The sequence below is a fragment of the Streptomyces sp. NPDC006476 genome (genome assembly GCF_040612015.1).
GTDB lineage: Bacteria > Actinomycetota > Actinomycetes > Streptomycetales > Streptomycetaceae > Streptomyces > Streptomyces griseorubiginosus_B.
The window spans coordinates 75347-96671 of sequence record NZ_JBEXPK010000035.1 but is presented as its reverse complement, the minus strand read 5'-3'; the positions used below and the strand labels follow the sequence as shown (position 1 = coordinate 96671).

Annotated in this window: 24 protein-coding genes and 1 tRNA gene; 18 read left to right on the top strand and 7 right to left on the bottom strand. The window is 69.8% G+C overall.

Going from position 1 to position 21325, the window contains the following annotated elements; translation table 11 throughout:
* From ABZZ74_RS33000 to ABZZ74_RS32925, 16 genes are all read left to right on the top strand, one after another.
* Positions 1 to 198, top strand: a 198-nt coding sequence (locus ABZZ74_RS33000; RefSeq protein ID WP_356771230.1) for a hypothetical protein, incomplete at its 5' end; no start/stop codon positions are given.
* A gap of 6 nt (positions 199 to 204) precedes the next feature.
* Positions 205 to 1449 (top strand): hypothetical protein, encoded by a 1245-nt coding sequence (locus ABZZ74_RS32995; RefSeq protein ID WP_356771228.1) that lies wholly within the window; start codon positions 205 to 207, stop codon positions 1447 to 1449.
* 104 nt (positions 1450 to 1553) lie between these two features.
* Positions 1554 to 2627: a hypothetical protein gene (locus ABZZ74_RS32990; RefSeq protein WP_356771226.1), complete on the top strand. Its 1074-nt coding sequence runs from the start codon at positions 1554 to 1556 to the stop codon at positions 2625 to 2627.
* Positions 2624 to 4783, top strand: coding sequence for a hypothetical protein (locus tag ABZZ74_RS32985; protein WP_356771224.1), 2160 nt, complete (start codon positions 2624 to 2626; stop codon positions 4781 to 4783). The genes ABZZ74_RS32990 and ABZZ74_RS32985 overlap by 4 nt, the downstream gene beginning before the upstream one ends.
* A 169-nt stretch (positions 4784 to 4952) precedes the next feature.
* Positions 4953 to 5174 carry a hypothetical protein gene (locus tag ABZZ74_RS32980; RefSeq protein WP_356771222.1) on the top strand — a complete coding sequence of 74 codons (222 nt, stop codon included), beginning with the start codon at positions 4953 to 4955 and terminating at the stop codon, positions 5172 to 5174.
* 18 nt (positions 5175 to 5192) lie between these two features.
* On the top strand, positions 5193 to 5378 hold the full coding sequence (locus tag ABZZ74_RS32975; RefSeq protein WP_356771220.1) for a hypothetical protein: 186 nt from the start codon (positions 5193 to 5195) through the stop codon (positions 5376 to 5378).
* Positions 5378 to 5545 (top strand): hypothetical protein, encoded by a 168-nt coding sequence (locus tag ABZZ74_RS32970; RefSeq protein ID WP_356771218.1) that lies wholly within the window; start codon positions 5378 to 5380, stop codon positions 5543 to 5545. Before ABZZ74_RS32975 ends, ABZZ74_RS32970 begins: the two co-directional genes overlap by 1 nt.
* Positions 5542 to 5904 carry a MazG-like family protein gene (locus ABZZ74_RS32965; RefSeq protein WP_356771216.1) on the top strand — a complete coding sequence of 121 codons (363 nt, stop codon included), beginning with the start codon at positions 5542 to 5544 and terminating at the stop codon, positions 5902 to 5904. The genes ABZZ74_RS32970 and ABZZ74_RS32965 overlap by 4 nt, the downstream gene beginning before the upstream one ends.
* A 2-nt stretch (positions 5905 to 5906) precedes the next feature.
* A complete protein-coding gene (ssb, locus tag ABZZ74_RS32960) occupies positions 5907 to 6362 on the top strand; it encodes a single-stranded DNA-binding protein (protein ID WP_356771214.1) in 456 nt (151 codons plus the stop codon).
* An 85-nt stretch (positions 6363 to 6447) separates the two neighbouring features.
* A complete protein-coding gene (locus tag ABZZ74_RS32955; RefSeq protein WP_356771212.1) occupies positions 6448 to 7884 on the top strand; it encodes a DNA cytosine methyltransferase in 1437 nt (478 codons plus the stop codon).
* On the top strand, positions 7881 to 8750 hold the full coding sequence (locus tag ABZZ74_RS32950; protein ID WP_356771210.1) for a phage Gp37/Gp68 family protein: 870 nt from the start codon (positions 7881 to 7883) through the stop codon (positions 8748 to 8750). The genes ABZZ74_RS32955 and ABZZ74_RS32950 overlap by 4 nt, the downstream gene beginning before the upstream one ends.
* 106 nt (positions 8751 to 8856) lie before the next feature.
* Positions 8857 to 9759, top strand: a complete 903-nt coding sequence (locus ABZZ74_RS32945) for a bifunctional DNA primase/polymerase (protein WP_356771208.1) — start codon at positions 8857 to 8859, stop codon at positions 9757 to 9759.
* Positions 9760 to 9830: 71 nt separating this feature from the next.
* On the top strand, positions 9831 to 10133 hold the full coding sequence (locus tag ABZZ74_RS32940; protein ID WP_356771206.1) for a hypothetical protein: 303 nt from the start codon (positions 9831 to 9833) through the stop codon (positions 10131 to 10133).
* The gene (locus ABZZ74_RS32935; protein ID WP_356771204.1) at positions 10130 to 11386 is read left to right on the top strand and encodes a DUF3631 domain-containing protein; all 1257 of its coding nucleotides are present in this window, start codon (positions 10130 to 10132) and stop codon (positions 11384 to 11386) included. The genes ABZZ74_RS32940 and ABZZ74_RS32935 overlap by 4 nt, the downstream gene beginning before the upstream one ends.
* Positions 11387 to 11541: 155 nt before the next feature.
* A complete protein-coding gene (locus tag ABZZ74_RS32930; RefSeq protein ID WP_356771202.1) occupies positions 11542 to 11730 on the top strand; it encodes a helix-turn-helix domain-containing protein in 189 nt (62 codons plus the stop codon).
* A gap of 65 nt (positions 11731 to 11795) precedes the next feature.
* Positions 11796 to 13208, top strand: coding sequence for a site-specific integrase (locus ABZZ74_RS32925; RefSeq protein ID WP_356771200.1), 1413 nt, complete (start codon positions 11796 to 11798; stop codon positions 13206 to 13208).
* A 133-nt stretch (positions 13209 to 13341) separates the two neighbouring features.
* Here the strand turns inward: ABZZ74_RS32925 and ABZZ74_RS32920 are convergent.
* Positions 13342 to 13423: transfer RNA gene (locus ABZZ74_RS32920), tRNA-Tyr, on the bottom strand.
* A gap of 224 nt (positions 13424 to 13647) precedes the next feature.
* On the opposite strand from ABZZ74_RS32920, the gene ABZZ74_RS32915 reads away from it, so the two are divergent.
* Positions 13648 to 14136: a YajQ family cyclic di-GMP-binding protein gene (locus tag ABZZ74_RS32915; RefSeq protein ID WP_019756392.1), complete on the top strand. Its 489-nt coding sequence runs from the start codon at positions 13648 to 13650 to the stop codon at positions 14134 to 14136.
* A 141-nt stretch (positions 14137 to 14277) separates the two neighbouring features.
* Here the strand turns inward: ABZZ74_RS32915 and ABZZ74_RS32910 are convergent, their stop codons facing one another.
* Positions 14278 to 14544 (bottom strand): GlsB/YeaQ/YmgE family stress response membrane protein, encoded by a 267-nt coding sequence (locus tag ABZZ74_RS32910; protein WP_133043324.1) that lies wholly within the window; start codon positions 14542 to 14544, stop codon positions 14278 to 14280.
* 216 nt (positions 14545 to 14760) lie between these two features.
* Here ABZZ74_RS32910 and ABZZ74_RS32905 point away from each other — a divergent pair, with 216 nt between their 5' ends.
* Positions 14761 to 16020, top strand: a complete 1260-nt coding sequence (locus ABZZ74_RS32905) for an APC family permease (RefSeq protein WP_356771197.1) — start codon at positions 14761 to 14763, stop codon at positions 16018 to 16020.
* 25 nt (positions 16021 to 16045) lie between these two features.
* On the opposite strand, the gene ABZZ74_RS32900 is transcribed toward ABZZ74_RS32905, so the two are convergent.
* From ABZZ74_RS32900 to ABZZ74_RS32880, 5 genes are all read right to left on the bottom strand, one after another.
* On the bottom strand, positions 16046 to 16612 hold the full coding sequence (locus ABZZ74_RS32900; protein ID WP_356771195.1) for an SMI1/KNR4 family protein: 567 nt from the start codon (positions 16610 to 16612) through the stop codon (positions 16046 to 16048).
* 186 nt (positions 16613 to 16798) lie between these two features.
* A complete protein-coding gene (locus tag ABZZ74_RS32895) occupies positions 16799 to 17191 on the bottom strand; it encodes a YccF domain-containing protein (RefSeq protein ID WP_356771193.1) in 393 nt (130 codons plus the stop codon).
* Positions 17188 to 18051: a zinc metalloprotease HtpX gene (gene htpX / locus ABZZ74_RS32890; protein WP_208783378.1), complete on the bottom strand. Its 864-nt coding sequence runs from the start codon at positions 18049 to 18051 to the stop codon at positions 17188 to 17190. Before htpX ends, ABZZ74_RS32895 begins: the two co-directional genes overlap by 4 nt.
* 192 nt (positions 18052 to 18243) lie before the next feature.
* Positions 18244 to 19752, bottom strand: coding sequence for an NADH-quinone oxidoreductase subunit N (locus ABZZ74_RS32885; protein ID WP_356771190.1), 1509 nt, complete (start codon positions 19750 to 19752; stop codon positions 18244 to 18246).
* Positions 19749 to 21323: an NADH-quinone oxidoreductase subunit M gene (locus tag ABZZ74_RS32880; RefSeq protein WP_356771188.1), complete on the bottom strand. Its 1575-nt coding sequence runs from the start codon at positions 21321 to 21323 to the stop codon at positions 19749 to 19751. The genes ABZZ74_RS32885 and ABZZ74_RS32880 overlap by 4 nt, the downstream gene beginning before the upstream one ends.
* Positions 21324 to 21325: the final 2 nt, after the last annotated feature.

Genomic DNA, 21325 nt, shown 5'->3' with positions numbered 1-21325 from the left:
ACCGGCGGCGGCCTGGTCACCAAGGGCATCGCCGCCGTCATCGCGATCATCGCGCTGCGCATGCTGCTGCAGCTGTCCAGCGACCCCAAGGGCGCCCTGCGCAAGGGGACCCTGGCGATCGGCACCCTGTTCGTCGCCGTCGTGCTCGCCCTGTACGGCGACAACCTGTTCTCCACCGTCACCCAGGCCAAGGGCTGATGCCGCATGAGTGACCCGTGCGACGCCCTCAAAGGGCCCGGCAAGGCGTACTGCGAGCGAGAACCGGGCTCCAGCGGCCCCCCGGGCACCGGCACCGGGGGCGCCTCCGACCATGTCCGCACCCTCGCCGACAGCCTGATCAAGAAGATCAACGGCCTGGTCGCTCCGGATCACGGATGGGCGCCGGCGAAATCCAACAGCACGCTGTACGAGCCGTTTCTGTGGCTCGGTCAGCACCTGGCCGTCGCCATCTTCGTGTGCATCGTGGTCGTGTGCGCCCTGACCGCCTGGCAGGGCGCACCACGCCTGAAGCAGATGGGCGCCTCAACCGGATGGACCCTGGTGGCCGTCGCCGGCATGGCGTCGGTCCCCGGCGCAGTGATGCTGCTGAACAAGGCCGTGAGCGGTGCGTTCACGACCGCGTTCAACAGCAACGAGTCCACGCTGTTCGGCGCGATCAGCGACGACATGCAGCACGGCGCGGACTCGGGTAACCCGCTCGCCATCCTGGTCATCTTCAGTGCCCTGGTGGTCGCCTTGGCGTTTGCCGCGCTGGTGTTCCTGACCCGTCAGCTCGGCATCATGGCGTTCGTGTGCATGGCCCCGCTGGTGCTGGCATCGCTGGCCCGCGGGGGCGACACCACGGCGGTCAAGACGTGGGCGATGCGGCTGCTGGGGTTGATGTTCGCCCCGTTCGCGCTGCTGCTGGTCTCCCCGTTCGTCGAACTCGCCAAGGGCTCGCTGGTGGTGGACGCCGTCCTGCTGGTCGCCGCGGACGCCCTCATGCTCCGCATGATCTTCCACGGGGTCCCGTACTTCGGTCCCCGGGTGGCCCGCGCCGCCCGGTCCTACGTGGAAAGCAAGACGCCCAGCCCGCTCGCCCACGCCGTGGTGCGAGCCGGGGTCCCCGACTTCTACGAGAGGGAGAACACCCCACGCGGCCCCCGCACGGTGAGCACCCCGGGCCGCGCCCTGTCCGAGGACCGAGGGATCCTGTTCGCCGCCTACGGCCTCAGCAAGTCCGACCGGTCCGGGCGGCTGACCACCGCGTCGGCCGTCGCGAAGGAACAGCGCGACAAGAGCGAGAGCGCCGCCCGGCGGGAGCAGCTGTGGGAGATCCGCAGGCAGCACCAGGTCAACAAGCCACAGACCGCGGCTCAGCCGGACCCTGCCCCCACCTCCACTCCTGCTCCGAACCTTCAGGGCCCGGCGGCGGCCCCGCCGGACTCGGGCCATCCGAACACCCCGTAGAGCCGCCTCCTGAACCGGCGTCCGCTCCTTCCCCGCCGTCGGGTGGCGGAGCGGACGCCGGTCCAGTGGCGCTCACCTTCACAGACTTCAGGAGGTTGTTTCCCGTGTACTCCCTGACCCCCGGTTACCGCATCCCCGCCGTGCAGCGTGGCCTGAGCCGCGCCGAAGCCCTCATGACCAAGGTGAACGCCGGGCTCGGGAGTGCCGCGCTGATGTCGGCCGCGATCAACCCGCCCCCGGCGTGGACGTTCGCCGCCGTAGGCGCCACTGCCGCCGTGGTGAATCTGACCCCGGGCCCTCGCTCGATTGGCCGGTGGGCCACGGTTGGCTACCGGCACCTGCGCGAGCGCACCGCACCGGACGCGATGGCCGCCCACCTGGGCGAGACCGCGTCCTGGATGCTGTACCCGACGCACGGCACCATGCAGGATCCGCACCGCCGGGCAGCCTTTCACGACGCGTTCGCCCGCGCCCTCACTTTCGCCGGCGGGCAGGCCCGCACCGCGGGCGTCCAGATCCACGTCACCCACCACACCACCGCCCGCGACTACACCGACCACACCCAAACCGTCACCGTCCACGTCCCCAAAGGCCTGATCGCCCACCCCGCCCGGGTTCTCGACAGCCTGCACGGCGAGTTCGCCACCCTCGGGACGCTGGCCCCCCTCACCCCGGATCCGCTGCCCGCCGTGATCGAACGCGGCTCCGGCTGGGTAGGCCTGGTCGACGGCCGGTACGTGGCGACCGCGCGGATCACCGCCTGGCCGGAGGAGACCGACGGCGGCCTCATGCCGAACCTCCTGCTCGGACCGGGCACCGACCGCTCGCTCGCCGTGCTGTACCGGCCGCTGCCCGTGGGTATCTCCCGCCGATCGGCGAAGTGGCAGCGCGCCGCCAGCGAGGCGTTCACGGCCGACAAGGTCAAGCAGGACGCCCAGGACATCGCCAGCGGCACCACGCACGGCGCGCTCGTCCAGGGCGCCACCCTCGTGGATCTCGACGCCTACCTGACGGTGTTCGGCGACAGCCCCGAGAGCGTCACCGAAGCGCGCTGGCAGACATCCCTCACAGCTGACCGGCACCGCATCCGGCTGGACTGGCTGCCCGGCCAGCAGCACCGCGCGCACGTGATGACCACCCCGCACGGAGCCTCCACGCGGAAAGGGGCGATCCTGTGATCCGTCTGCCCACCACCCACGCCGCGATCACAGCGCCGCTGGTCGCCTCCAACACGCGCTTCCCCGGCATCCCGGTCGGCCGCTCCCTGCTCGACGGGCGAGAGTTCCGCCTCTCCCCCGTGCAGACCTCCGCCGCGCTGCTGCCGTCGACCAACTCCCTCGCCCTGGGCGGTCTCGGCTCCGGCAAGAGCACCACCGCGAAGGCACGGATCCGCCGCGAGATCGTCCAGCACGGCCATCAGGCCGTCGTCATCGACTCCTTCGGCGAGGACAACAGCGGCGAGTGGGCGCCGCTGGTGCGCTCCCTGGGAGGCCGGGTCATCGAGGCCGGCACCTTCACGCTCAACCCCGTCAGCACCCTGTTCCCGCCCGAGGTACGCGAACAGCTGGTGCGGTCGCTGATCCTGGCCGTCGAGCCCGGGGCGCTCACCCACCAGGCCACCCACGCCCTCCAGCACGCCCTCAACCACCCCAAGGCCACATCGCTCAACGGGCTGGTCGACGCGCTGATCAGCCCGGAAGACGGCCGCTGGCCGGCCGCCAAGCTGACCGAGTGGGGCGAGGGCGCCGCGATCGGCCTTTCCCGCTACACCGAAGGCTCCTCGCGGGGCCTGTTCGACGGGCCGGAGGCGAGCCTGCCGGAGACGGACCTGCCGCTCCTGTCCTTCGACTTCTCCCACCTGGACCGCAACTCCCCGGCGATCCCCTCGCTGATGGCTGCGGTCAGCTGCTGGGCGGAGCACGTGTGGCTGCGTCAGTCGACGGCCGTGCACCGGCACCTGGTGCTGGAGGAGGCGTGGCAGATCCTGCTGTCCCCGGCGACCTCGGAGTTGATTCAGCGTCTGCTGAAGAACTCCCGGAAGGCGGGGCTGTCGCTGGACGTGCTCATGCACACGCTGTCCGACCTTGGTGAGGGCAGGGCCCGCGACCTGGCCCGGTTGTGCGAGATCGCCCATGTCGGCCGCCTGAACCCTGAAGAGGCCGCCATCGTCGGCGCCCTGCTCGGTCTTCCGGCCTGGGCCATCGACAGGATCCCGATGCTGAATCCGGGACAGGCCGTGTGGAAGGTCGGCCCGGACTACGTCGACATCGTCCAGACCGTCCTCAGTGACGAGGAAGCTGCACTCACCGATACCTCGGCACGCCGCCGCATGGCACAACGGGCTCTGGCCGTTGAACAGAACACCACCGCCCAGGAAACGCCGGTCACCGAACCGATCGGGGACGCCGCCGTCGACGTCGACCCGAGCGAGGATCTGTACGCCCCGTTCACGGCGGCCGACGACATGTGGGACTGGGAGTCGCTGCCCCCCAATGTCTTCGGGCCGGAGCGCTTCGACCTTGCCCGGCACGAGCGCGTCATCCAGGCCGCGATGGACGGCCGCTTCAGCGAAGCCGCTGAGCTGGCCGCCGTGTACGAGCGGGAGGACATCACTGGCCACGGCCTCAACTCCGCACAGGCACTTGCCTGGTTGGAGACACGGGCACAGGTGGCGGATCTGCGCGGTGAGCCCTGCCAGGCAGCGCACCTGCGCGCTACCGTCGCCCGCATGGGCAACGACGGCGCATGGTTCGAGAAGAACGACAGCACGTCCCCGGCCTGGCACAGCGTGCCCCCAGCACCAACCACCGCACCGCCGCTGGCCGACGAACAGCCCGCGCTGGCACGCCGACGCACCTGGCCCTACGTCGCCGCGATCGCGACACTGTCCATCGCTGCGGCCTGTGTGTGGACCAACGCCCAGAACGAACACCACGCCCAGGAACGCCAGCAGAAAGCCGCCAACTACAAGGGCCGCGCCGGCGCGGCGCTCACCCTCGACGGCGTCAAAGCCACCATCGTGGCGCAGTGGAACACCGACCGGGACCACGTGGTTCTCGATCTGAGTTCGCTGTTCGACCGGAACGCCCGCTACCTGCGGATCGACGCATCCGGCAAGAGCGCCAGCAGCGTCCGGGAAAACGGCTGGTTCCCCAAGGACCCGGAGATCCTGCTGCCGGTGACGGATCCCCTCGCCGACGTGACGGTGCACGTCGCGGTCGGCGGTCGCACCTGGAAAGAAGGCTCCCGGGCCGCCTCCCGGACCGTCCGGCTGTCCCCCGACGGGATCGCCTACGACGCAGAGAGCGGAGACAGGCTCCCCTCCGACCTCTGACGAACGCCTGCCTCTGAGGGCCCGCACCCACCCAAGGGTGCGGGCCCTCTCGCGTGCCCGCCTCCGGACGCCCCGTCCAGTCCTCGCCCCCACCCGCCCGGCGCGGGGGCGAGGACTGAACAGGCCGCCCGGCCCGCCCCAAACCGCCCGAGAGACAAGGAGATCTGTTGTGGCGAACTTCAACGGCAGCGGCGGGACCGACTTCCCGTGGCGGCGCCTCCTGTACCCCTTCGCCATCGTCGGCGCGGTCGTCGTCGGCATCTGGGGACTGGTCGCCGCCCTGGTCTGGCTGCTGAACGCCGTCGCCCACACCGCGACCGTCATCGCCGGCACCGCCGGACCCATCGGCGTCGGCGGCATCACCCTCAAACTCTTCCGCTCCGACCGCTGACCTGCAAAAGGGAGCTGCATGTTCGAGATCCGTGTCATCTGCGAGCGGGACGACGCCGACCGCATCGGCCAGACCCTGGCCGCCGCGTTCGACACCGGCCCCGCCCGCCAGTGCCCCACCCGCGACCACAAGCGCACCCGCCTGTACTTCACCGCCGACCACCGACCCGAACCCACCACCGTCGACATGAGCAGGGAGCACTGATGGACATTGACCCCGACGAGATCGTCACCGTCGAACTGAGCTGGGACAACGACGGATTGCGGGAGATCTACAGCCGCGACATCACCCGCCGTCAGCTCGGCAACCTGCTCTTGCAAGTCGACGACATGGCCGCCGACACGGAGACCGCGCGGGAGGGCAGCGCATGAGCGCCGTCCTGTGGCCGGTCACGGCCCGCATCGTCACCGCTCTGAACGCGGCCAACGGCACGGGCGAGCACGAAACGGCGATGCACCTGATGAAGGTCGTGGAGGAGGCAGGCGAGGCATCCGCCGCCTACATCGGCATGACCGGCCAGAACCCCCGCAAGCGCACGACTCACAGCCGCGCCGACGTCGCCGACGAACTGTGCGACGTCATCATCGCCGCCTCTGTCGCCCTGCACTCCTTCACCGCCCGTCCGCCCGCCGTGCTGGACGCCAAGCTGCACGCCGCCGCCCGGCGGCTGAACGCCATCGCACGGCCCGACACCACCGTCCGCCGCCCCACCACCATCGAAAGCGAGTGACCATGTCGTTCGGAGAGACCCCCGTCACCCTCGTCGGCAACCTGACCGACGACCCGGAGCTGAAGTTCACCGACGGCGGCGCCGCGCTCGCCAAGTTCACCATCGCCGTCACCCCGCGCACCTTCGACCGCACCTCGAATCAGTGGAAGGACGGCACCACCGCCTTCTACCGCTGCGCCGCCTGGCGCACCCTCGCCGAACACGTCGCCGACAGCCTCAAGAAGGGCTCCCGCGTCGTCGCCTCGGGCCGGATGCGGCAGCACGACTGGACCAACGAGCAGGGCGAGAAGCGCTCCATGCTCGCCGTCGAGGTCGACGACATCGGCGCCTCCATCCGCTTCACCACCGTCACGATCAACGCCAAGCGCACCGGCGGCAACGGTGGCTCCCCGTCCGGCAGCGACCCGTGGAACACCGCGGGCAACCCAGCGGAGCAGGGCAGCGAGCCGCCGTTCTAACCGTGCCCGGGGCGGGCGTCCTCTCGCCAAGACTTCGCGCCCGCCCCGGTCCTCCAGCCACTTCCAACCGAAACCGGAGCACACGTTGCTGACCCTGACCGATCTGTTCTGCGGCGCCGGGGGATCCTCCACGGGCGCCACCGAAGTGCCCGGCGTGAGTGTGCGGATGGCCGCCAACCACGCCCGGCACGCCATCGACACCCACCAGGCCAACCACCCCGACACCGACCACGACTGCGCCGACCTCTCCCAGGTCGAACCGCGCCGCTACCCCGCCACCGACATCCTGTGGGCCTCCCCGGAGTGCACCAACCACTCCATCGCCAAGGGCCGCCGCCGCGGCCACGGCGAGCACACCGACGGCCTGTTCGCCACCTCCGGCGTGGACGAGGCCGCCATCCGCTCCCGCGCCACCATGCACGACGTGCCCCGCTTCGCCGAAGTCCACCGCTACCGGGCCATCGTCGTGGAGAACGTGGTGGACGCCTACTGGTGGGGACCCAAGGAAGCCCCCGGCGCGGTGTTCGACGCGTGGCTGCGCACCTTGCACGCCTGGGGATACGAGCACCGCATCGTGTGGATGAACTCCATGCACGCCGCCGCCTACGGCCCCGCCGCCCCGCAGTCTCGCGACCGCATGTATGTGGTGCTGTGGCGCAAGGGCGAGCGCGCCCCCGACTTCGACAAGTGGACCCGCCCGCAGGCCGACTGCCCCACCCACGGCCGCATCCGGGCCATCCAGGGCTGGAAGCAGACGAAGATGTGCAGCCCCACCCGCCCGTGGGGCCGCTATGGCGCGCGTGCCCAGTACGTGTGGCGCTGCCCGAGGGTGGAGTGCCGCAACCAGGTCGTCGAGCCGGCCGTGCGCCCGGCCGCGGAGGTCATCGACTGGACGCTGCCCGCGCCGCTGATCGGGGAACGCACCGGCTCCGACGCACTCGCGGCCGACACGATGCGCCGCATCCGGGCCGGGTTCACCGCTTTCGCTCAGCCGCTGGCGGTGCCCGTGGAGGGCCGCGACGGCAAGAAGGCCGCGCCTGTCGCGGCGCCCCTGCGCACGGTGACCACCCGCAATGAGACCGGGCTCGCCCTGCCGCCGTACATGGTGGAGCTGCGCGGCGGGGGCTCTTCCCACCGTGCCATCACCAGGCCGCTGGCGACGGTCACGGCGGGCGGCAACCACCACGGCATCGTCACCGCCCCCGACCTGGTGGTGTCGTACTACGGCAACGGCACCGCCCGCCCGGCGAGCCGGCCGCTGCCGACGGTGACCACGGTGGAGCGGCACGGCGCCCTGTACGGCGGGACCGTGGCCAGCGTGGACGAATGCGGTTTCCGGATGCTGGAGCCGCACGAGTACGCCGCCGCCATGGCCTTCCCCGACACCTACCGGCTTGTCGCCACCAGCAAGCGCACCAAGGTGCTCATGCTCGGCAATGCCGTCACCCCGCCCGCCGCCCGCGACCTGATCGCCATGGTCACCGAAGCCGTCACCGGCGAGGACCTGGCGGTGACGGCATGAGTGCGGGCACGCAGATCGAGTGGACAGAGGTCACATGGAATCCGACGACGGGCTGTGATCGGATCTCGCCCGGCTGCGACAACTGCTACGCCCTAAATCTGGCGAAGCGGCTGAAGTCGATGGGGCAGGCCAAGTACCAGCGTGATGGTGATCCGCGCACCAGCGGTCCCGGGTTCGGTCTCACCATGCACGAGGAGGCGCTGCTCGCGCCGTTGCGGTGGCGCCGTTCACGCAAGGTGTTCGTGAACTCCATGAGCGACATCGGCCACGCCCGGGTCCCCGCAGCGTTCGTGGCCAGGGTCTTCGCCACGATGGCACTGGCACCCCAGCACCACTTTCAGGTCCTCACCAAGCGCCCCCGGCATCTGCGCCGACTGCTGGAGTCGCAGAAGTTCGTGGACGCGGTCTGGGCAGAGATGGAGCAGTTGGCGGCACAGGACACCGTCCCGCTGGCCAAGCCCGTGCGTGCCGACGTGCGCAGGCGCACGGCGAAGTGGAACGCCCTGAGCGCGTGGCCGCTGGCCAACGTGTGGATCGGCACGTCCGTCGAGTCGGACGAGTACTGCTGGCGGGCCGACGAGCTGAGGCGCATCCCTGCGACCGTCCGCTTCTTGTCACTGGAGCCGCTGTTGGGCCCGGTGCCGTCCCTGGACCTGGCAGGGATCGACTGGGTGATCGTCGGCGGGGAGAGCGGCAGGCAGCACCGGCCTCTCGACCTGGACTGGGTCCGGGCCATCCGGGACCAATGTGTCGATCACCAGGTGGCCTTGTTCTTCAAGCAGATCGGCGGGCTCACCCCGAAGGCCGGCGGCCGCCTGCTCGACGGCCGGACCTGGGACGAATACCCCCCAACCACGGCCACGTGACTGACGCATGACCTGATCACACGCCCGGGGCGGGCGCCCTCTCGCCAAAGATTCGCGCCCGCCCCGGTCCTCCAGCCACTTCCAACAGAAACCGGAGACCTCCAGCATGACCCAACCCAACCCCGGCGCGCTGCTGCACGCGGCCCTGGACGCCGCCGCACGCGGCTGGCACGTCTTCCCCCTGCGCCCCGGCAGCAAGCAACCCGCCCTGCACGGCGCCGCCCAGTGCCGCACCACCGGCGACTGCGCCGACGGGCACCTCAAATGGGAGCAGCGCGCCAGCACCGACCCGCAGCGCATCGTACGGTGCTGGGAAACCAGCACCGCCAACGTCGCCATCGCGACCGGCCCGTCCAATCTGGTCGTCGTCGACCTGGACGTTGCCAAGGACAAGAACGGTTCGGGCACGCCTGACGGCGTGACCTCCTTCCTGGCGCTCTGCGAGCGCGCCGGACAGCCCTGGCCGGACACCTACACGGTGCGGACGCCAAGCGGCGGCATGCACCTGTACTTCGCCGCTCCACCCGGCACTCGGCTGACCAACACCGCGGGCAAGCTCGCGCCGCTGGTCGACACCCGTGCCTGGGGCGGCTACGTCGTCGCCGCCGGCAGCATCATCGACGGCGCCGCCTACGAGGTCACCGCCCCGTGGCGCGTCGCCGAACTCCCCGCCTGGCTGTGTGACGCGCTCACCCAGCCGCCGAAGACTGTGGCGTCGTCGTCGATCGCTCCGCCCCGCAATGCGTCCCGCCGGGCACAGGTGGCACTGGAACGTGAACGGGCCGCCATCGAGGCGGCACCGGAGGGGAAGCGGGAAGAGACCCTGTTCAAGGCCGCACGGTCCATGGGCCGGTTCGTGGCCTGGGGCGACATCGCCCGCCACGTGGTCGAGGAGGCTTTTCAGGGAGCGGGGGAGGCGGCCGGACTCAAGGCGTACGAGTGCCGCTCCACCCTGCGCAGCGCCCTGAACTGGTCCATCCGCAACGCCCGGCCCCGGGAGGCGGAATGACCGGGACGACCCGCCCCCCATCCCTCACTGAAAAGCCGCTCCCGTCACCTCCACCGGCCCGCTCGCGCCCTATGGCGGCTGACCCCGGCGGGAGCCGTGGCACGAAGGACGACGGCCGTCAGGCCGTCCTTTCAGCCCTTTCCCCCAACGAGTACCCCAGCGGCCCGACCGGCGGTGACGGCCGCGTACCCGTGGCCTGGCTCACCATCTGCGCACCGCGCGGCGCCACCCCGACCGCCACCTCGACGTGCCTGTGCGGCAGGGACCGCAGCGCCGTCGGCCACTCCAAGGTGCACGCCCTGATCGCCGACCACGAAACCCACCGCACCGCATGCCCGCTCCGCACCACCCAGGAAAGGAGGAACGCCGCATGACCAGCACCAATCCGCCAGAGCCGTCCATCGACGGCGCGGCCCTGCTCGACGAGGTCGAAGCGTTCCACCGCCGCTTCAACATCTTCCCCACCGAAGCCGCCTACGTCGCCGTCACGCTGTGGGACGCGCACGCCCACCTGATCGACGCGTTCGACGGCACCGCCCGCCTCGCGTTCCTCTCCCCGGAGCCCGGGTCGGGCAAGTCCCGCGCGCTGGAGATCGTGGAAACCCTCACCCCTCGCGCGGCCACCACCGTCAACGCCTCCGCCAACGCACTGTTCCGGCTCGTGGAGGCCGACGGAGGGACACCGACACTGCTCTTCGACGAGATCGACACCGTGTTCGGGCCCAAGGCCGGCGGCAACGAAGAGGTCCGCGGGTTCCTCAACTCCGGCTACCGGCGCGGCGCCAAGTCCCTGCGCTGCGTCGGCGACGGCTCCAACCAGAACACCGAATGGTTCTCCTCTTTCTGCGCCGTCGCCATGGCCGGACTCGGCTCCCTGCCCGACACGATCCTGACCCGCTCGGTCATCATCCGCATGCGCAAGAAGGCCCCCAACGAGAAGGCCGAGCCCTACCGCCGGCGCGTCCACGAGAAGCAGGGCCACGCCCTGCGTGACCGGCTCGCCGACTGGGCTGAGACCGTGCGGGACGAGGTCGCGCAAGCCTGGCCTGAGATGCCGGAGGGCGTCTCCGACCGGCCTGCCGATGTGTGGGAGCCGCTCCTCGCGGTTGCCGACGCGGCGGGCGGGCTCTGGCCCGAACGGGCCCGCGCCGCCTGCGTCACCCTCATCAAGTCGGCGCAGGAAGGCGACGAAGCCTCACTGGGCGTGCGCCTGCTGACGGACCTGCGCGACCGGGTGTTCTGCGGCGCAGATCGGATGCCCACCGCCGCCATCCTCGAAGTCCTCCTGGGCCTCGACGACGCCCCATGGGCGGACCTGACCGACGACGGCAAGCCGCTCACGGCCCGCGGTCTGTCCAAGCTCCTGAGCCAGTACGTCCGCCCCGACAACAGCCCCATCCGTCCCCGTGGCATCCGGGTCGGCAGCGGCACCCCGAAGGGCTACTACGCGGAAGATCTCAGCGACGCGTGGGCCCGCTACTGCCCCCCTCCCCCCGAGAAGTCCGCAACATCCGCAACGTCCGCAACACCGCAGGTCAACGAGGGTGAATCTGTGGCGGAAGACCCTTCCGAGAGCCGCCACATGTCCGCGGAAACCGACACACGCCAACTTCGCGTCGTCGGCTGACCGACCACACCACATGGTGCGCCGCACTGTCCGCGCGGCGGCACCTATCCGCAACACAACCGGCATCCGCCACAAATCCAAGCCGCTGACCAGCAATGTTGCGGCGTGGCGGATGTTGCGGATTCCCCAGAAGGCCCAAACCGAGGAGTCGCAACGTGGCACGCCCCGAAATGCTCAAGCTCCCCGAAGTCCTGGACGAGATCGGCATGAGCCGCGCCGCCTTCTACCGCATGCGCGCCCGCGGTCTGGCACCCCGCATACGCAAGCTTCCCAACGGCCAGGTGCGCGTCAGCCGGGCTGACCTTGACGCCTGGTGGGAGAGCTGCGGGGATCCCGCGGCCTGACGAGAGCGCCCCCTCGATCGAGCCCGCCCCACCTGGGGCGGGCTCCGTTTCTGTCCCGGAGAGTCATGCCTCTTACGTACGACGTCCGCATTTACAGCATCGAGACGCGCCGCGACCGCCCGAAGCCCTACCGCGTTCGTTGGCTTGTCGGAGCCCAGAAGCACTCCAAGAGCTACACCGTCAAAGCCCAGGCTGACGGCCGTCGCTCAGAACTGATGACCGCGCTGCGCAAGGGCGAGCAGTTCGACGTGGAGACGGGCCTCCCCGTCTCCGAACTCCGCGCGCTCAACGGCTCCGTGACCTGGTACGAACACACACGCGCGTACGTTGACCGCAGGTGGGACAAGCTTCCCGCCAAGTCGCGCCGCAACGACGCCGATGCGCTGGCCACTATTACTCCCGCACTCGTGAAGACAACCGTCGGGCAGCCCTCTCCTCGTGCGCTCCGCACGGCCCTGTATGGCTGGGCGTACAACAAAAGCCGCTGGTCCCAAGAGCACCCCAGCGACGTCCAGGACGCACTCCGCTGGCTGGAGAAGAACTCTCTACCCGTCGCCGCCCTTGAAGACCCCACCACGCTCCGACTGGCTCTGGACGCCCTGTCGACACTGCTCAACGGTTCCCCCGCCGGCGCGCGCACGGCACGGCGCAAGAGGGCGTGCCTCAGCGACGTCTTGGGCCTCGCGGTCGAACGGCGCTACTTCAGCGTTCCTGTGAACCCTCTGTCCACGGTGAAGTGGTCAGCGCCGAAGTCAACCGAAGAGGTCGACCCTGCGAGCGTCGCCAACCCTCGTCAGGTGCGTGCTCTGCTTGAAGGCGTGCGCCAGCAGGGCGAGCGAGGCGCACACCTTGAGACGTTCTTCGGGTGCCTGTACTACGCCGCCATGCGCCCCGCCGAAGCGGTTGGACTGACCGGGGCCCAATGCCACCTGCCGAAGAGGGGATGGGGCAAGCTCACCCTTCGCGGCGGGATCGTCCACGCCGGCCGTGACTGGACGGACGACGGTCGGGCCCACCAAGACCGCCACCTCAAGGCGCGGGCACAGCGAGACTCACGTGTGGTCCCAATCCCTCCGCACTTCGTCGCGATGCTCCGCTGGCACATCGCGCGCTACGGCACTGCTCCGGACGGTCGGCTATTCCGCACGAGTCGAGGAGGTGTGATTCAGGACACCGGCTATGGCGAGGTGTGGGCATGCGCTCGCAACTCCGTGCTGACGCCGGAGCAGGAAGCTACACCGCTCGCCCGGCGACCGTACGACCTCCGGTCCGCCGGGGTGTCGTTCTGGCTCTACAGCGGAGTCGACCCCATGGAAGTCGCACGTCGGGCCGGACACTCGGTTGCGGTGCTGCTACGCGTGTACGCGAAGGTTCTGGCGCAAGCCCAGGACCGAGCGAACCACCAGATCGAGGCTGGCCTGCGGGAATGGGACGGAAGTGGCCCGTCCCCCGGGGGACGTCTGGGGGACACGCGCTGATCAGGCCTGGGACTCACCCGGAACCAGGTGAGACAACCTGCGCATTTCGACCCCTGCTTGAATCACGCTGTTCGAAACGAAGAAACCCCCTCCGTGCTGCGTTTACGCAGTTCGGAGGGGGTCTTTTTCAGCGTGGCGGCGCCAGGATTCGAACCTGGGAAGGCTGAGCCGGCAGATTTACAGTCTGCTCCCTTTGGCCGCTCGGGCACACCGCCGGGGTTGCTGCCGTTCGAACCGCTTTTCGGCGGTGCTCCCTGGCAACGACGTAAACAATACCCGATGCCGAGGGGTGCTTCGCCACCCGATTGATCTGCGCTCGGAGGACCGTGGGTGGCTAGGCTTGAGCGGATGCGGCCCGGGCAACACGCCGGGCTCGGCGGTCACCCCCACGCCCGCCGATCCGCACCCACACGCACCCCGATACAAGGAGCCACAGGACATGGCCGACTCCAGTTTCGACATCGTCTCGAAGGTCGAGCGGCAGGAGGTCGACAACGCCCTCAACCAGGCCGCCAAGGAGATCTCGCAGCGCTACGACTTCAAGGGCGTGGGAGCCTCGATCTCGTGGTCCGGTGACAAGATCCTCATGGAGGCGAACTCCGAGGACCGGGTCAAGGCCGTCCTCGACGTCTTCCAGTCCAAGCTGATCAAGCGCGGGATCTCCCTGAAGGCGCTGGACGCGGGCGAGCCCCAGCTCTCGGGCAAGGAGTACAAGATCTTCGCGTCGATCGAGGAGGGCATCTCCCAGGAGAACGCGAAGAAGGTGGCGAAGATCATCCGCGATGAGGGTCCGAAGGGTGTGAAGGCCCAGGTCCAGGGTGACGAGCTGCGCGTCAGCTCCAAGAGCCGGGACGATCTGCAGGCCGTCATCGCCCTCCTGAAGGGCAAGGACTTCGACTTCGCGCTCCAGTTCGTGAACTACCGGTGACACCGGCGGAGCCGGTGACATCGGCGATATCGGCGACATCAGGCAGTCGCTGACTCCTCCGGCGTACGAGAAGGGTGGGCACCCGTCGGTGCCCACCCTTCTCCCCTGCTGGCTGCGGTCCGGGGGTGTCCTCGGTGGTGCTCAGTCGCGCGAGTTGCCGAACAGGATGCGGTAGACGATCAGCAGGACCAGTGAGCCGCCGATCGCCGCTGCCCAGGTGGCGCCGTCGTAGAAGTTCTTGGAGATCGGATGGTCCAGCCAGCGGGCCGAGATCCAGCCGCCGATGAACGCGCCCGCGATGCCGATGAGCGTCGTTCCGATGAAGCCGCCCGGGTCGCGGCCCGGCAGCAGGAACTTGGCGATGGCCCCGGCCAACAGCCCCAGGATGATCCAGCTGATGATCGTCATGCCGTGAACCTGCCCTTCCGCACTGTGCTTGCACTGTCCGTACGGTGTGATTTCGGTGCGGACATGCTGTGCGCCGCGCGCCGTGCGTCCGTGGTGCGCGGGCCGGGGGCCGGTCGGTCCGTACGACCGGCTCGTCGCGCGCCTGTTCGTGCTCTGTTGGGATAGAGGACGTCACGGCGGCACTCCTCGGTTGCGGCGATCAGTAGGGTGCCGGACATGACGCATTCCGGCGCCGCGTCCGAGCTACGGCGCACCCTGGGGGTCGGGGACGCCGTGGTCATCGGGCTCGGCTCAATGGTCGGGGCAGGCATCTTCGCCGCCCTCGGGCCGGCCGCACGCGCAGCCGGTTCGGGGCTGCTGGTCGGCCTGGCGGTCGCCGCCGTGGTCGCGTACTGCAACGCCACGTCGTCGGCGCGGCTGGCCGCGCTGTATCCGGCCTCGGGCGGCACCTACGTGTACGGGCGCGAGCGGCTCGGCGCGTTCTGGGGTTATCTCGCGGGTTGGTCGTTCGTCGTCGGGAAAACGGCCTCCTGTGCGGCGATGGCACTGACGGTGGGCGCGTACGTCTGGCCGGAGCACACGCATGCCGTGGCGGTCGCCGCCGTGGTGGCGCTGACGGCGGTGAACTACGGCGGCATCCAGAAGTCCGCCTGGCTGACGCGGGTGATCGTGGCGGTGGTGCTGGCTGTCCTCGCCTCCGTGGTGGTCGCGTGCCTGGGGTCGGGGGCGTCCGAGGCCGGGCGGCTGAGCGTCGGGGCGTCGGGCGGTGCGGATGGGGTGCTGCAGGCGGCCGGCCTGCTGTTCTTCGCGTTCGCGGGGTACGCCCGCATCGCGACCCTCGGTGAGGAGGTACGGGATCCCGCACGCACCATCCCCCGAGCCATCCCGGTGGCTCTGGGCATCGCGCTCGCGGTGTACGTGTGTGTGGCGGTGGCCGTCCTTTCGGTGCTCGGTGCCGATGGTCTCGGGCGGGCGGGGGCCCCGCTGGCCGACGCGGTGCGGGCTGCCGGGGTGCCGGGGATGGTGCCGGTCGTGCGCGTGGGTGCCGCGGTGGCCGCGCTGGGTTCGCTGCTCGCCCTGATCCTGGGTGTCTCACGGACGACGCTGGCCATGGCCCGGGACCGGCATCTGCCCGGCGCACTGTCGGCCGTGCATCCGCGCTTTCAGGTGCCGCACCGGGCCGAACTGGCTGTCGGCGCGGTCGTCGCCGTCCTGGCCGCCACGGTGGACGTCCGGGGCGCGATCGGGTTCTCCTCCTTCGGTGTGCTGGCGTACTACGCCGTGGCCAACGCCTCCGCCTGGACCCTCGATCCGGCTCCGAAGGCGCGGCTGTTGCCGGCGGTGGGACTCGTCGGCTGCGTGGTGCTGGCGTTCTCGCTGCCGGGCGTCTCGACGGTGGTGGGCGCGGCAGTGTTGGCGGTGGGCGTGGTGGCGTACGGCGTGCGGCGGCGGGTGACGGGGCGGCGCGAGGTGTAGGCGGTCGTTGGGGGCCGGGGCGGTGTCAGGGAGCCGACGCCTGCGTCGTACGTATGCGGAAGTCGGTCCAGGCAGGCATCTGGAACTCGTCGTCCATCACGTCGTACCAGCCTGTTCCGTCGACCCAGGCCCGCAGCCAGTCCGCGAGGTCAGGGGTGTCCACGAACCAGGCACGGTCGGGGTCGCCCGGGTTGGGTTCGAACAGCAGGACCATGCCTTGCGGGGAGTGGCAGTCCACACAGGCGTACATGGCGCATCCCCAGTGGGCTATTGGCAGGACGCCTTCGGGCCAGGGCCAGTCGGGGTCCTTGCGGCCGCCGGCGCGGTTGGCGAGGTACTGCACCACGGCGGCGGGCTCACCGGCAGGCGGGCTGTCGAGCAGGGGCAACAGGCCGTATTCCGGGCCGAATCCGCCGTCCCCTATCCGCAGGTACAGGTCGGAGAGCAGCGACGGCAGGGTGAAACCCAGGGCGGCCTCGGCGCGGGTCAGCGTCGCCTCGTCGACGGGCTCGGGGAGGGAAGGCCAGCCCCAGGGGCGGGTGTTGCGTGCCTTGGCGGCCACCCGTGCCAGCAACTGCTCGTTCTCGGTCATGGGTTCATGATGCAAGCCGCCACTGACAACCGGGCCGGCCTGTGGACAACCGCGGGCTTGTGGAAAACGTCAGCTGTGGAAAACGCGGCGGCCCGGGCGGAGGTCCGGCGAAACCGCCGGTCTTCCGTTCGGGCCGCGGGTAGGTGGGAGCAGGGGCGTGCTGTGTTGTTGAAAGGGCCGGGGAGGTCAGCGGACCGCGAAGGGCTCGTCCGTGCGCACGATCTCGCGGCCGAGCGGCAGCAGGGAGACCGGGATCAGCTTGAAATTGGCGATGCCGAACGGGATGCCGATGATCGTGATGCACAGCGCGATACCGGTGACGATGTGTGTGAGCGCCAGCCACCAGCCCGCGAGGACCAGCCACAGGACGTTGCCCACGCATGAGGGCGCACCGGCGTCACGGCGCTCGACCGTGGTGTATCCGAAGGGCCACAGGGCGTAGACGCCGATACGGAACGCGGCGATCCCGAAGGGAATGCCGATGATCGTGATGCAGAGCAGGAGTCCCGCGGCCACGTATCCGAGGAACAGCCAGAAGCCGCTGAGGACCAGCCAGATGACGTTCAGGATGGTTTTCACTGGGGGCGACCTGCCATCTTCTCGAGCCGGGCGATGCGGTCCGCCATCGGCGGATGCGTCGAGAACATCTTGGAGAGTCCCTGACCAGGACGGAAGGGGTTCGCGATCATCATATGACTCGCGGTCTCGATGCGCGGCTCGGGAGGCAGCGGCAGCTGCTGGGTGCCCGTCTCCAGCTTGCGCAGTGCGCTGGCGAGGGCGAGCGGGTCGCCGGTGAGCTGGGCGCCGGACGCGTCGGCCTCGTACTCACGCGAGCGGCTGATCGCCAGCTGGATGAGGGTGGCCGCGAGCGGGCCCAGGATCATGATGAGCAGCATGCCGAGGATGCCGGGACCGTCGTCGTCGTCCGAACGGCCGATCGGGATCAGCCAGGCGAAGTTGACCAGGAACATGATCACCGAGGCGAGGGCTCCGGCGACCGACGAGATGAGGATGTCGCGGTTGTAGACGTGGCTGAGCTCGTGGCCGATGACTCCGCGCAGTTCACGCTCGTCCAGGATGCGCATGATGCCTTCCGTGCAGCACACGGCGGCGTTGCGCGGGTTGCGGCCCGTGGCGAAGGCGTTCGGGGCCTCCGTCGGGGAGATGTACAGGCGCGGCATGGGCTGGCGGGCCTGGGTGGAGAGGTCGCGGACCATGCGGTAGAGGGCAGGGGCCTCGAACTCGCTCACCGGGCGTGCGCGCATCGCGCGTAGCGCCAGTTTGTCGCTGTTCCAGTACGCGTACGCGTTCGTGCCCAGCGCGACGAGAACCGCTACGACGAGCCCCATGCGGCCGAAGAAGCTGCCGATGACGATGATGAGGGCGGACAGTCCTCCGAGGAGTACTGCGGTCCTTAGCCCGTTGTGCCGGCGGTGCACGGTACGCCCTCCAAGTCGTGCAGCAGGGGAACCCTTTGCTTGCGGATCGTGCTTGCTGTCTCCGATGCCACTGGCCCGTGGTGACACGTCCAGTGGACCTCCCGCCCAGCTCAACGCCAGGCGAGGGTCACTAGTTCCCTTGTGCGTACGACGGCATGCCTCGGCCGTGCGGGTGACGGGCCCGGCGGAGGTTCAGAAGAGGCCGGTGTCGGCGAACCGCAGGACCAGTTGGGGGGCGCCGGAGAGGGCGATGCCGAGGACCGCGGTGAGGGTGATCGCGGCGGTGAGGGGTGCCGGGAGGAGGTGCCTGACGGGCTCGCCCTCGGGGGCGCGGAACAGCAGCGCCGTCCACTGCAGGTAGTAGAAGAGGGCGATCACGACGTTGGCGGCCATCACGACGGCCAGCCAGCCCAGGCCCGCGTTCACGGCGGCGGAGAAGACGGTGACCTTGGCGAACAGGCCGATGATGCCCGGCGGCAGTCCCGCCAGGCAGAGCAGGAAGAAGGCGAGCAGGAGGGCGGCGAGCGGGTTCGTGGCGTAGAGGCCGCGGTAGTCGGTGATGCGGTTCGCGGTCCTGGTGCGGCCCACCAGTGCGGCCACGGCGAAGGCGCCGAGGTTCACGGCCGCGTACATGAGGGCGTAGGCGACCGTGGAGCCGATGGAGCGTTCGGCGTCGTTCGAGTAGGCGGCCGCGGCGATCGGTACGAGGAGGTAGCCGGCCTGGCCCACGGAGGACCAGGCGAGGAGGCGTACGGCGCTGTACGCGCGCGTGGCCTGCTGGCGCAGGGCGCCGACGTTTCCGACGGTCATGGTGAGCGCGGCCAGGGCGGCGAGTGCGGGACCCCAGACGTCGGCGTACGACGGGAAGGCGACGACCGTGACGAGGATCAGGCCGGTGAAGCCGACCGCCTTGCCCGCGACCGACAGGTAGGCGGCGATCGGGAGCGGGGCTCCTACGTAGGTGTCGGGGACCCAGAAGTGGAAGGGTACGGCGGCGGTCTTGAAGGCGAAGCCGACGAGGGTGAGGACGACGCCGGTCTGGGCGAGGGTGTGGAACTGGCCGTCCACGTGCTGGATGCGGTCGGCGACCTGGGTGAGGTAGAGGGTGCCGGTGGACGCGTACACGAAGCTGATGCCCATGAGGCTGACGGCGGTCGCGGTGACCGACGACAGGAAGAACTTCAGGGCCGCTTCCGAGGACTTCTTGTCGCCGTGCCGGATGCCGACGAGGGCGAAGGCGGGCAGGGAGGCGACCTCCAGGGCGACGATGAGGGTCGCGAGGTCGCGGGAGGCGGGCAGGAGGGCGGCGCCGGCGGCGGAGGACAGCAGGAGGAACCAGTACTCCCCTTCGGGGAGTTGTCTGTCCGCGTCCTTGAGGGTGGTGACCGACAGCAGGGCGGCCAGAAGGGCCCCGCCGAGGACCAGGAACTGGATGACCAGGCTGAAGCGGTCGGCGGTGTAGCTGCACGCGTGTGTGCCGTTCACGCAGAAGGTGGCGCGGTCGCCGTCCAACAGCGGCAGGAGCATCAGTGCGGCCGCGGCGAGGCCTGCTACGGAGACCCAGCCGAGGAGCGGTTTGCGTGCCTCGGGCACGAACAGGTCGGCGACGAGGACGACGAGTCCGACGGCTGCCGCGATGGTGGGGGGCGCGATGGCGAGCCAGTCGACGGACTGGACGAGGTTCGCGGCCAGGGCGCTCATCGGGTGCCTCCTGCGAGGAGCTGTTGCACGGCCGGGTCGGTCAGGCCGAGAAGGGCCCTGGGCCACAGCCCGGCGACGACGGTGAGGGCGACGAGCGGGGTCCAGGCCGCGAACTCGTACGTGTGGACGTCGGCGAGTTTCGATGCTTCCTGCGGTACGGCGCCCATGCAGACGCGGCGGACGACGACGAGCATGTACGCGGCGGTGAGGAGGGTGCCGAAGGCCGCGATGGCCATGAAGGTGAGGAAGGCGGGGCGGCTGAGGTCCGCGGCCGGCTTGAAGGCGCCGAACAGGGCCAGCATCTCGCCCCAGAACCCGGCCAGTCCCGGCAGTCCGAGCGAGGCGACCGCGGCGAACGCGAGGAGGCCGCCGAGGCGCGGTGCCTTGCCGTAGAGCGCGGCGCCGGTCCCCTCGGCGAGGGTGTCTAGGTCGGTCGTGCCGGTGCGGTCCTTGAGAGCTCCGACCAGGAAGAACAGCAGGCCGGTGATGAGGCCGTGGGCGATGTTGGCGAACAGGGCGCCGTTGACGCCGGTCGGGGTCATGGTCGCGATGCCGAGCAGGACGAAGCCCATGTGGCCGACGGAGGAGTAGGCGATGAGCCGTTTGAGGTCGCCCTTCGCACCCTGCTTGGCGAGGGCCAGGCAGGCCAGGGATCCGTAGATGATCCCGACGACGGCGAAGGCGGCGAGGTAGGGGGCGAAGGTGCGGAAACCGTCCGGCGCGATCGGGAGGAGGATCCGGACGAACCCGTACGTGCCCATCTTCAGCAGGACACCGGCCAGCAGGACCGAACCCACGGTCGGGGCGGCGGTGTGGGCGTCGGGCAGCCAACTGTGCAGCGGCCACATCGGCGTCTTGACCGCGAGCCCGATCCCGATCGCCAGAACGGCGATGACCTGGACGGATGCGGTGAGCGACCGGCCGCTGTCAGTGGCGAGTGCCACCATGTCGAATGTGCCGGCCTTGATCCCGATCAGGAGCAGGCCGAGCAGCATGACGACCGAACCGAGCAGTGTGTAGAGGATGAACCGCCAGGCGGCCCGCGTCCTGCCCTCGCCGCCCCAGCGGGCGATGAGGAAGTACATCGGGATGAGCACCATCTCGAACGCCAGGAAGAACAGCAGCAGATCGAGGACGGCGAAGGTCGCGAGCGTGCCGGACTCGAGGACGAGCAGCAGCGCGACGAAGGCCTTCGGGGTCGGGCCCGCAGGCATCTTGAAGTACGAGTAGAGCGCGCAGAGGAAGGTCAGCAGCGCGGTAAGGACCAGAAGGGGGAGGGAGATGCCGTCGATGCCGAGGTGGATCCGCACATCGAGTGCCGGGATCCAGCTGATGTCGGTCGTGGCCTGCATTTTCGACGGATGGTCGTGGTCGAAGCCGACCGCGAGGACGATCGTTGCGATGAGGACCGAGCCGGTCACGGTGACGCCGTGCCGGAGCACGGCCTGCCCGGGCGACTTCCCCTTCAGTCCGGGCGGTGCGGGCAGGAGAGCCGCGACCGCGCCGAGGAGCGGGGCGACGACGACGAACGCCAGAAGGAACTGCATCACGGACTCGTTGATATCGATCACGC

Bases quoted from the DNA above. Each gene is read 5' to 3' on its own strand.
- ABZZ74_RS32950 (WP_356771210.1), top strand. From the start codon at position 7,881: ATGAGTGCGGGCACGCAGATCGAGTGGACAGAGGTCACATGGAATCCG.
- ABZZ74_RS32975 (WP_356771220.1), top strand. From the start codon at position 5,193: ATGTTCGAGATCCGTGTCATCTGCGAGCGGGACGACGCCGACCGCATC.
- ABZZ74_RS32935 (WP_356771204.1), top strand. From the start codon at position 10,130: ATGACCAGCACCAATCCGCCAGAGCCGTCCATCGACGGCGCGGCCCTG.
- ABZZ74_RS32940 (WP_356771206.1), top strand. From the start codon at position 9,831: ATGGCGGCTGACCCCGGCGGGAGCCGTGGCACGAAGGACGACGGCCGT.
- ssb (WP_356771214.1), top strand. From the start codon at position 5,907: ATGTCGTTCGGAGAGACCCCCGTCACCCTCGTCGGCAACCTGACCGAC.
- ABZZ74_RS32995 (WP_356771228.1), top strand. From the start codon at position 205: ATGAGTGACCCGTGCGACGCCCTCAAAGGGCCCGGCAAGGCGTACTGC.
- ABZZ74_RS32905 (WP_356771197.1), top strand. From the start codon at position 14,761: ATGACGCATTCCGGCGCCGCGTCCGAGCTACGGCGCACCCTGGGGGTC.
- ABZZ74_RS32970 (WP_356771218.1), top strand. From the start codon at position 5,378: ATGGACATTGACCCCGACGAGATCGTCACCGTCGAACTGAGCTGGGAC.
- ABZZ74_RS32910 (WP_133043324.1), bottom strand. From the start codon at position 14,544: ATGACGATCATCAGCTGGATCATCCTGGGGCTGTTGGCCGGGGCCATC.
- ABZZ74_RS32885 (WP_356771190.1), bottom strand. From the start codon at position 19,752: ATGAGCGCCCTGGCCGCGAACCTCGTCCAGTCCGTCGACTGGCTCGCC.
- ABZZ74_RS32900 (WP_356771195.1), bottom strand. From the start codon at position 16,612: ATGACCGAGAACGAGCAGTTGCTGGCACGGGTGGCCGCCAAGGCACGC.
- ABZZ74_RS32925 (WP_356771200.1), top strand. From the start codon at position 11,796: ATGCCTCTTACGTACGACGTCCGCATTTACAGCATCGAGACGCGCCGC.
- ABZZ74_RS32915 (WP_019756392.1), top strand. From the start codon at position 13,648: ATGGCCGACTCCAGTTTCGACATCGTCTCGAAGGTCGAGCGGCAGGAG.
- ABZZ74_RS32945 (WP_356771208.1), top strand. From the start codon at position 8,857: ATGACCCAACCCAACCCCGGCGCGCTGCTGCACGCGGCCCTGGACGCC.
- ABZZ74_RS32965 (WP_356771216.1), top strand. From the start codon at position 5,542: ATGAGCGCCGTCCTGTGGCCGGTCACGGCCCGCATCGTCACCGCTCTG.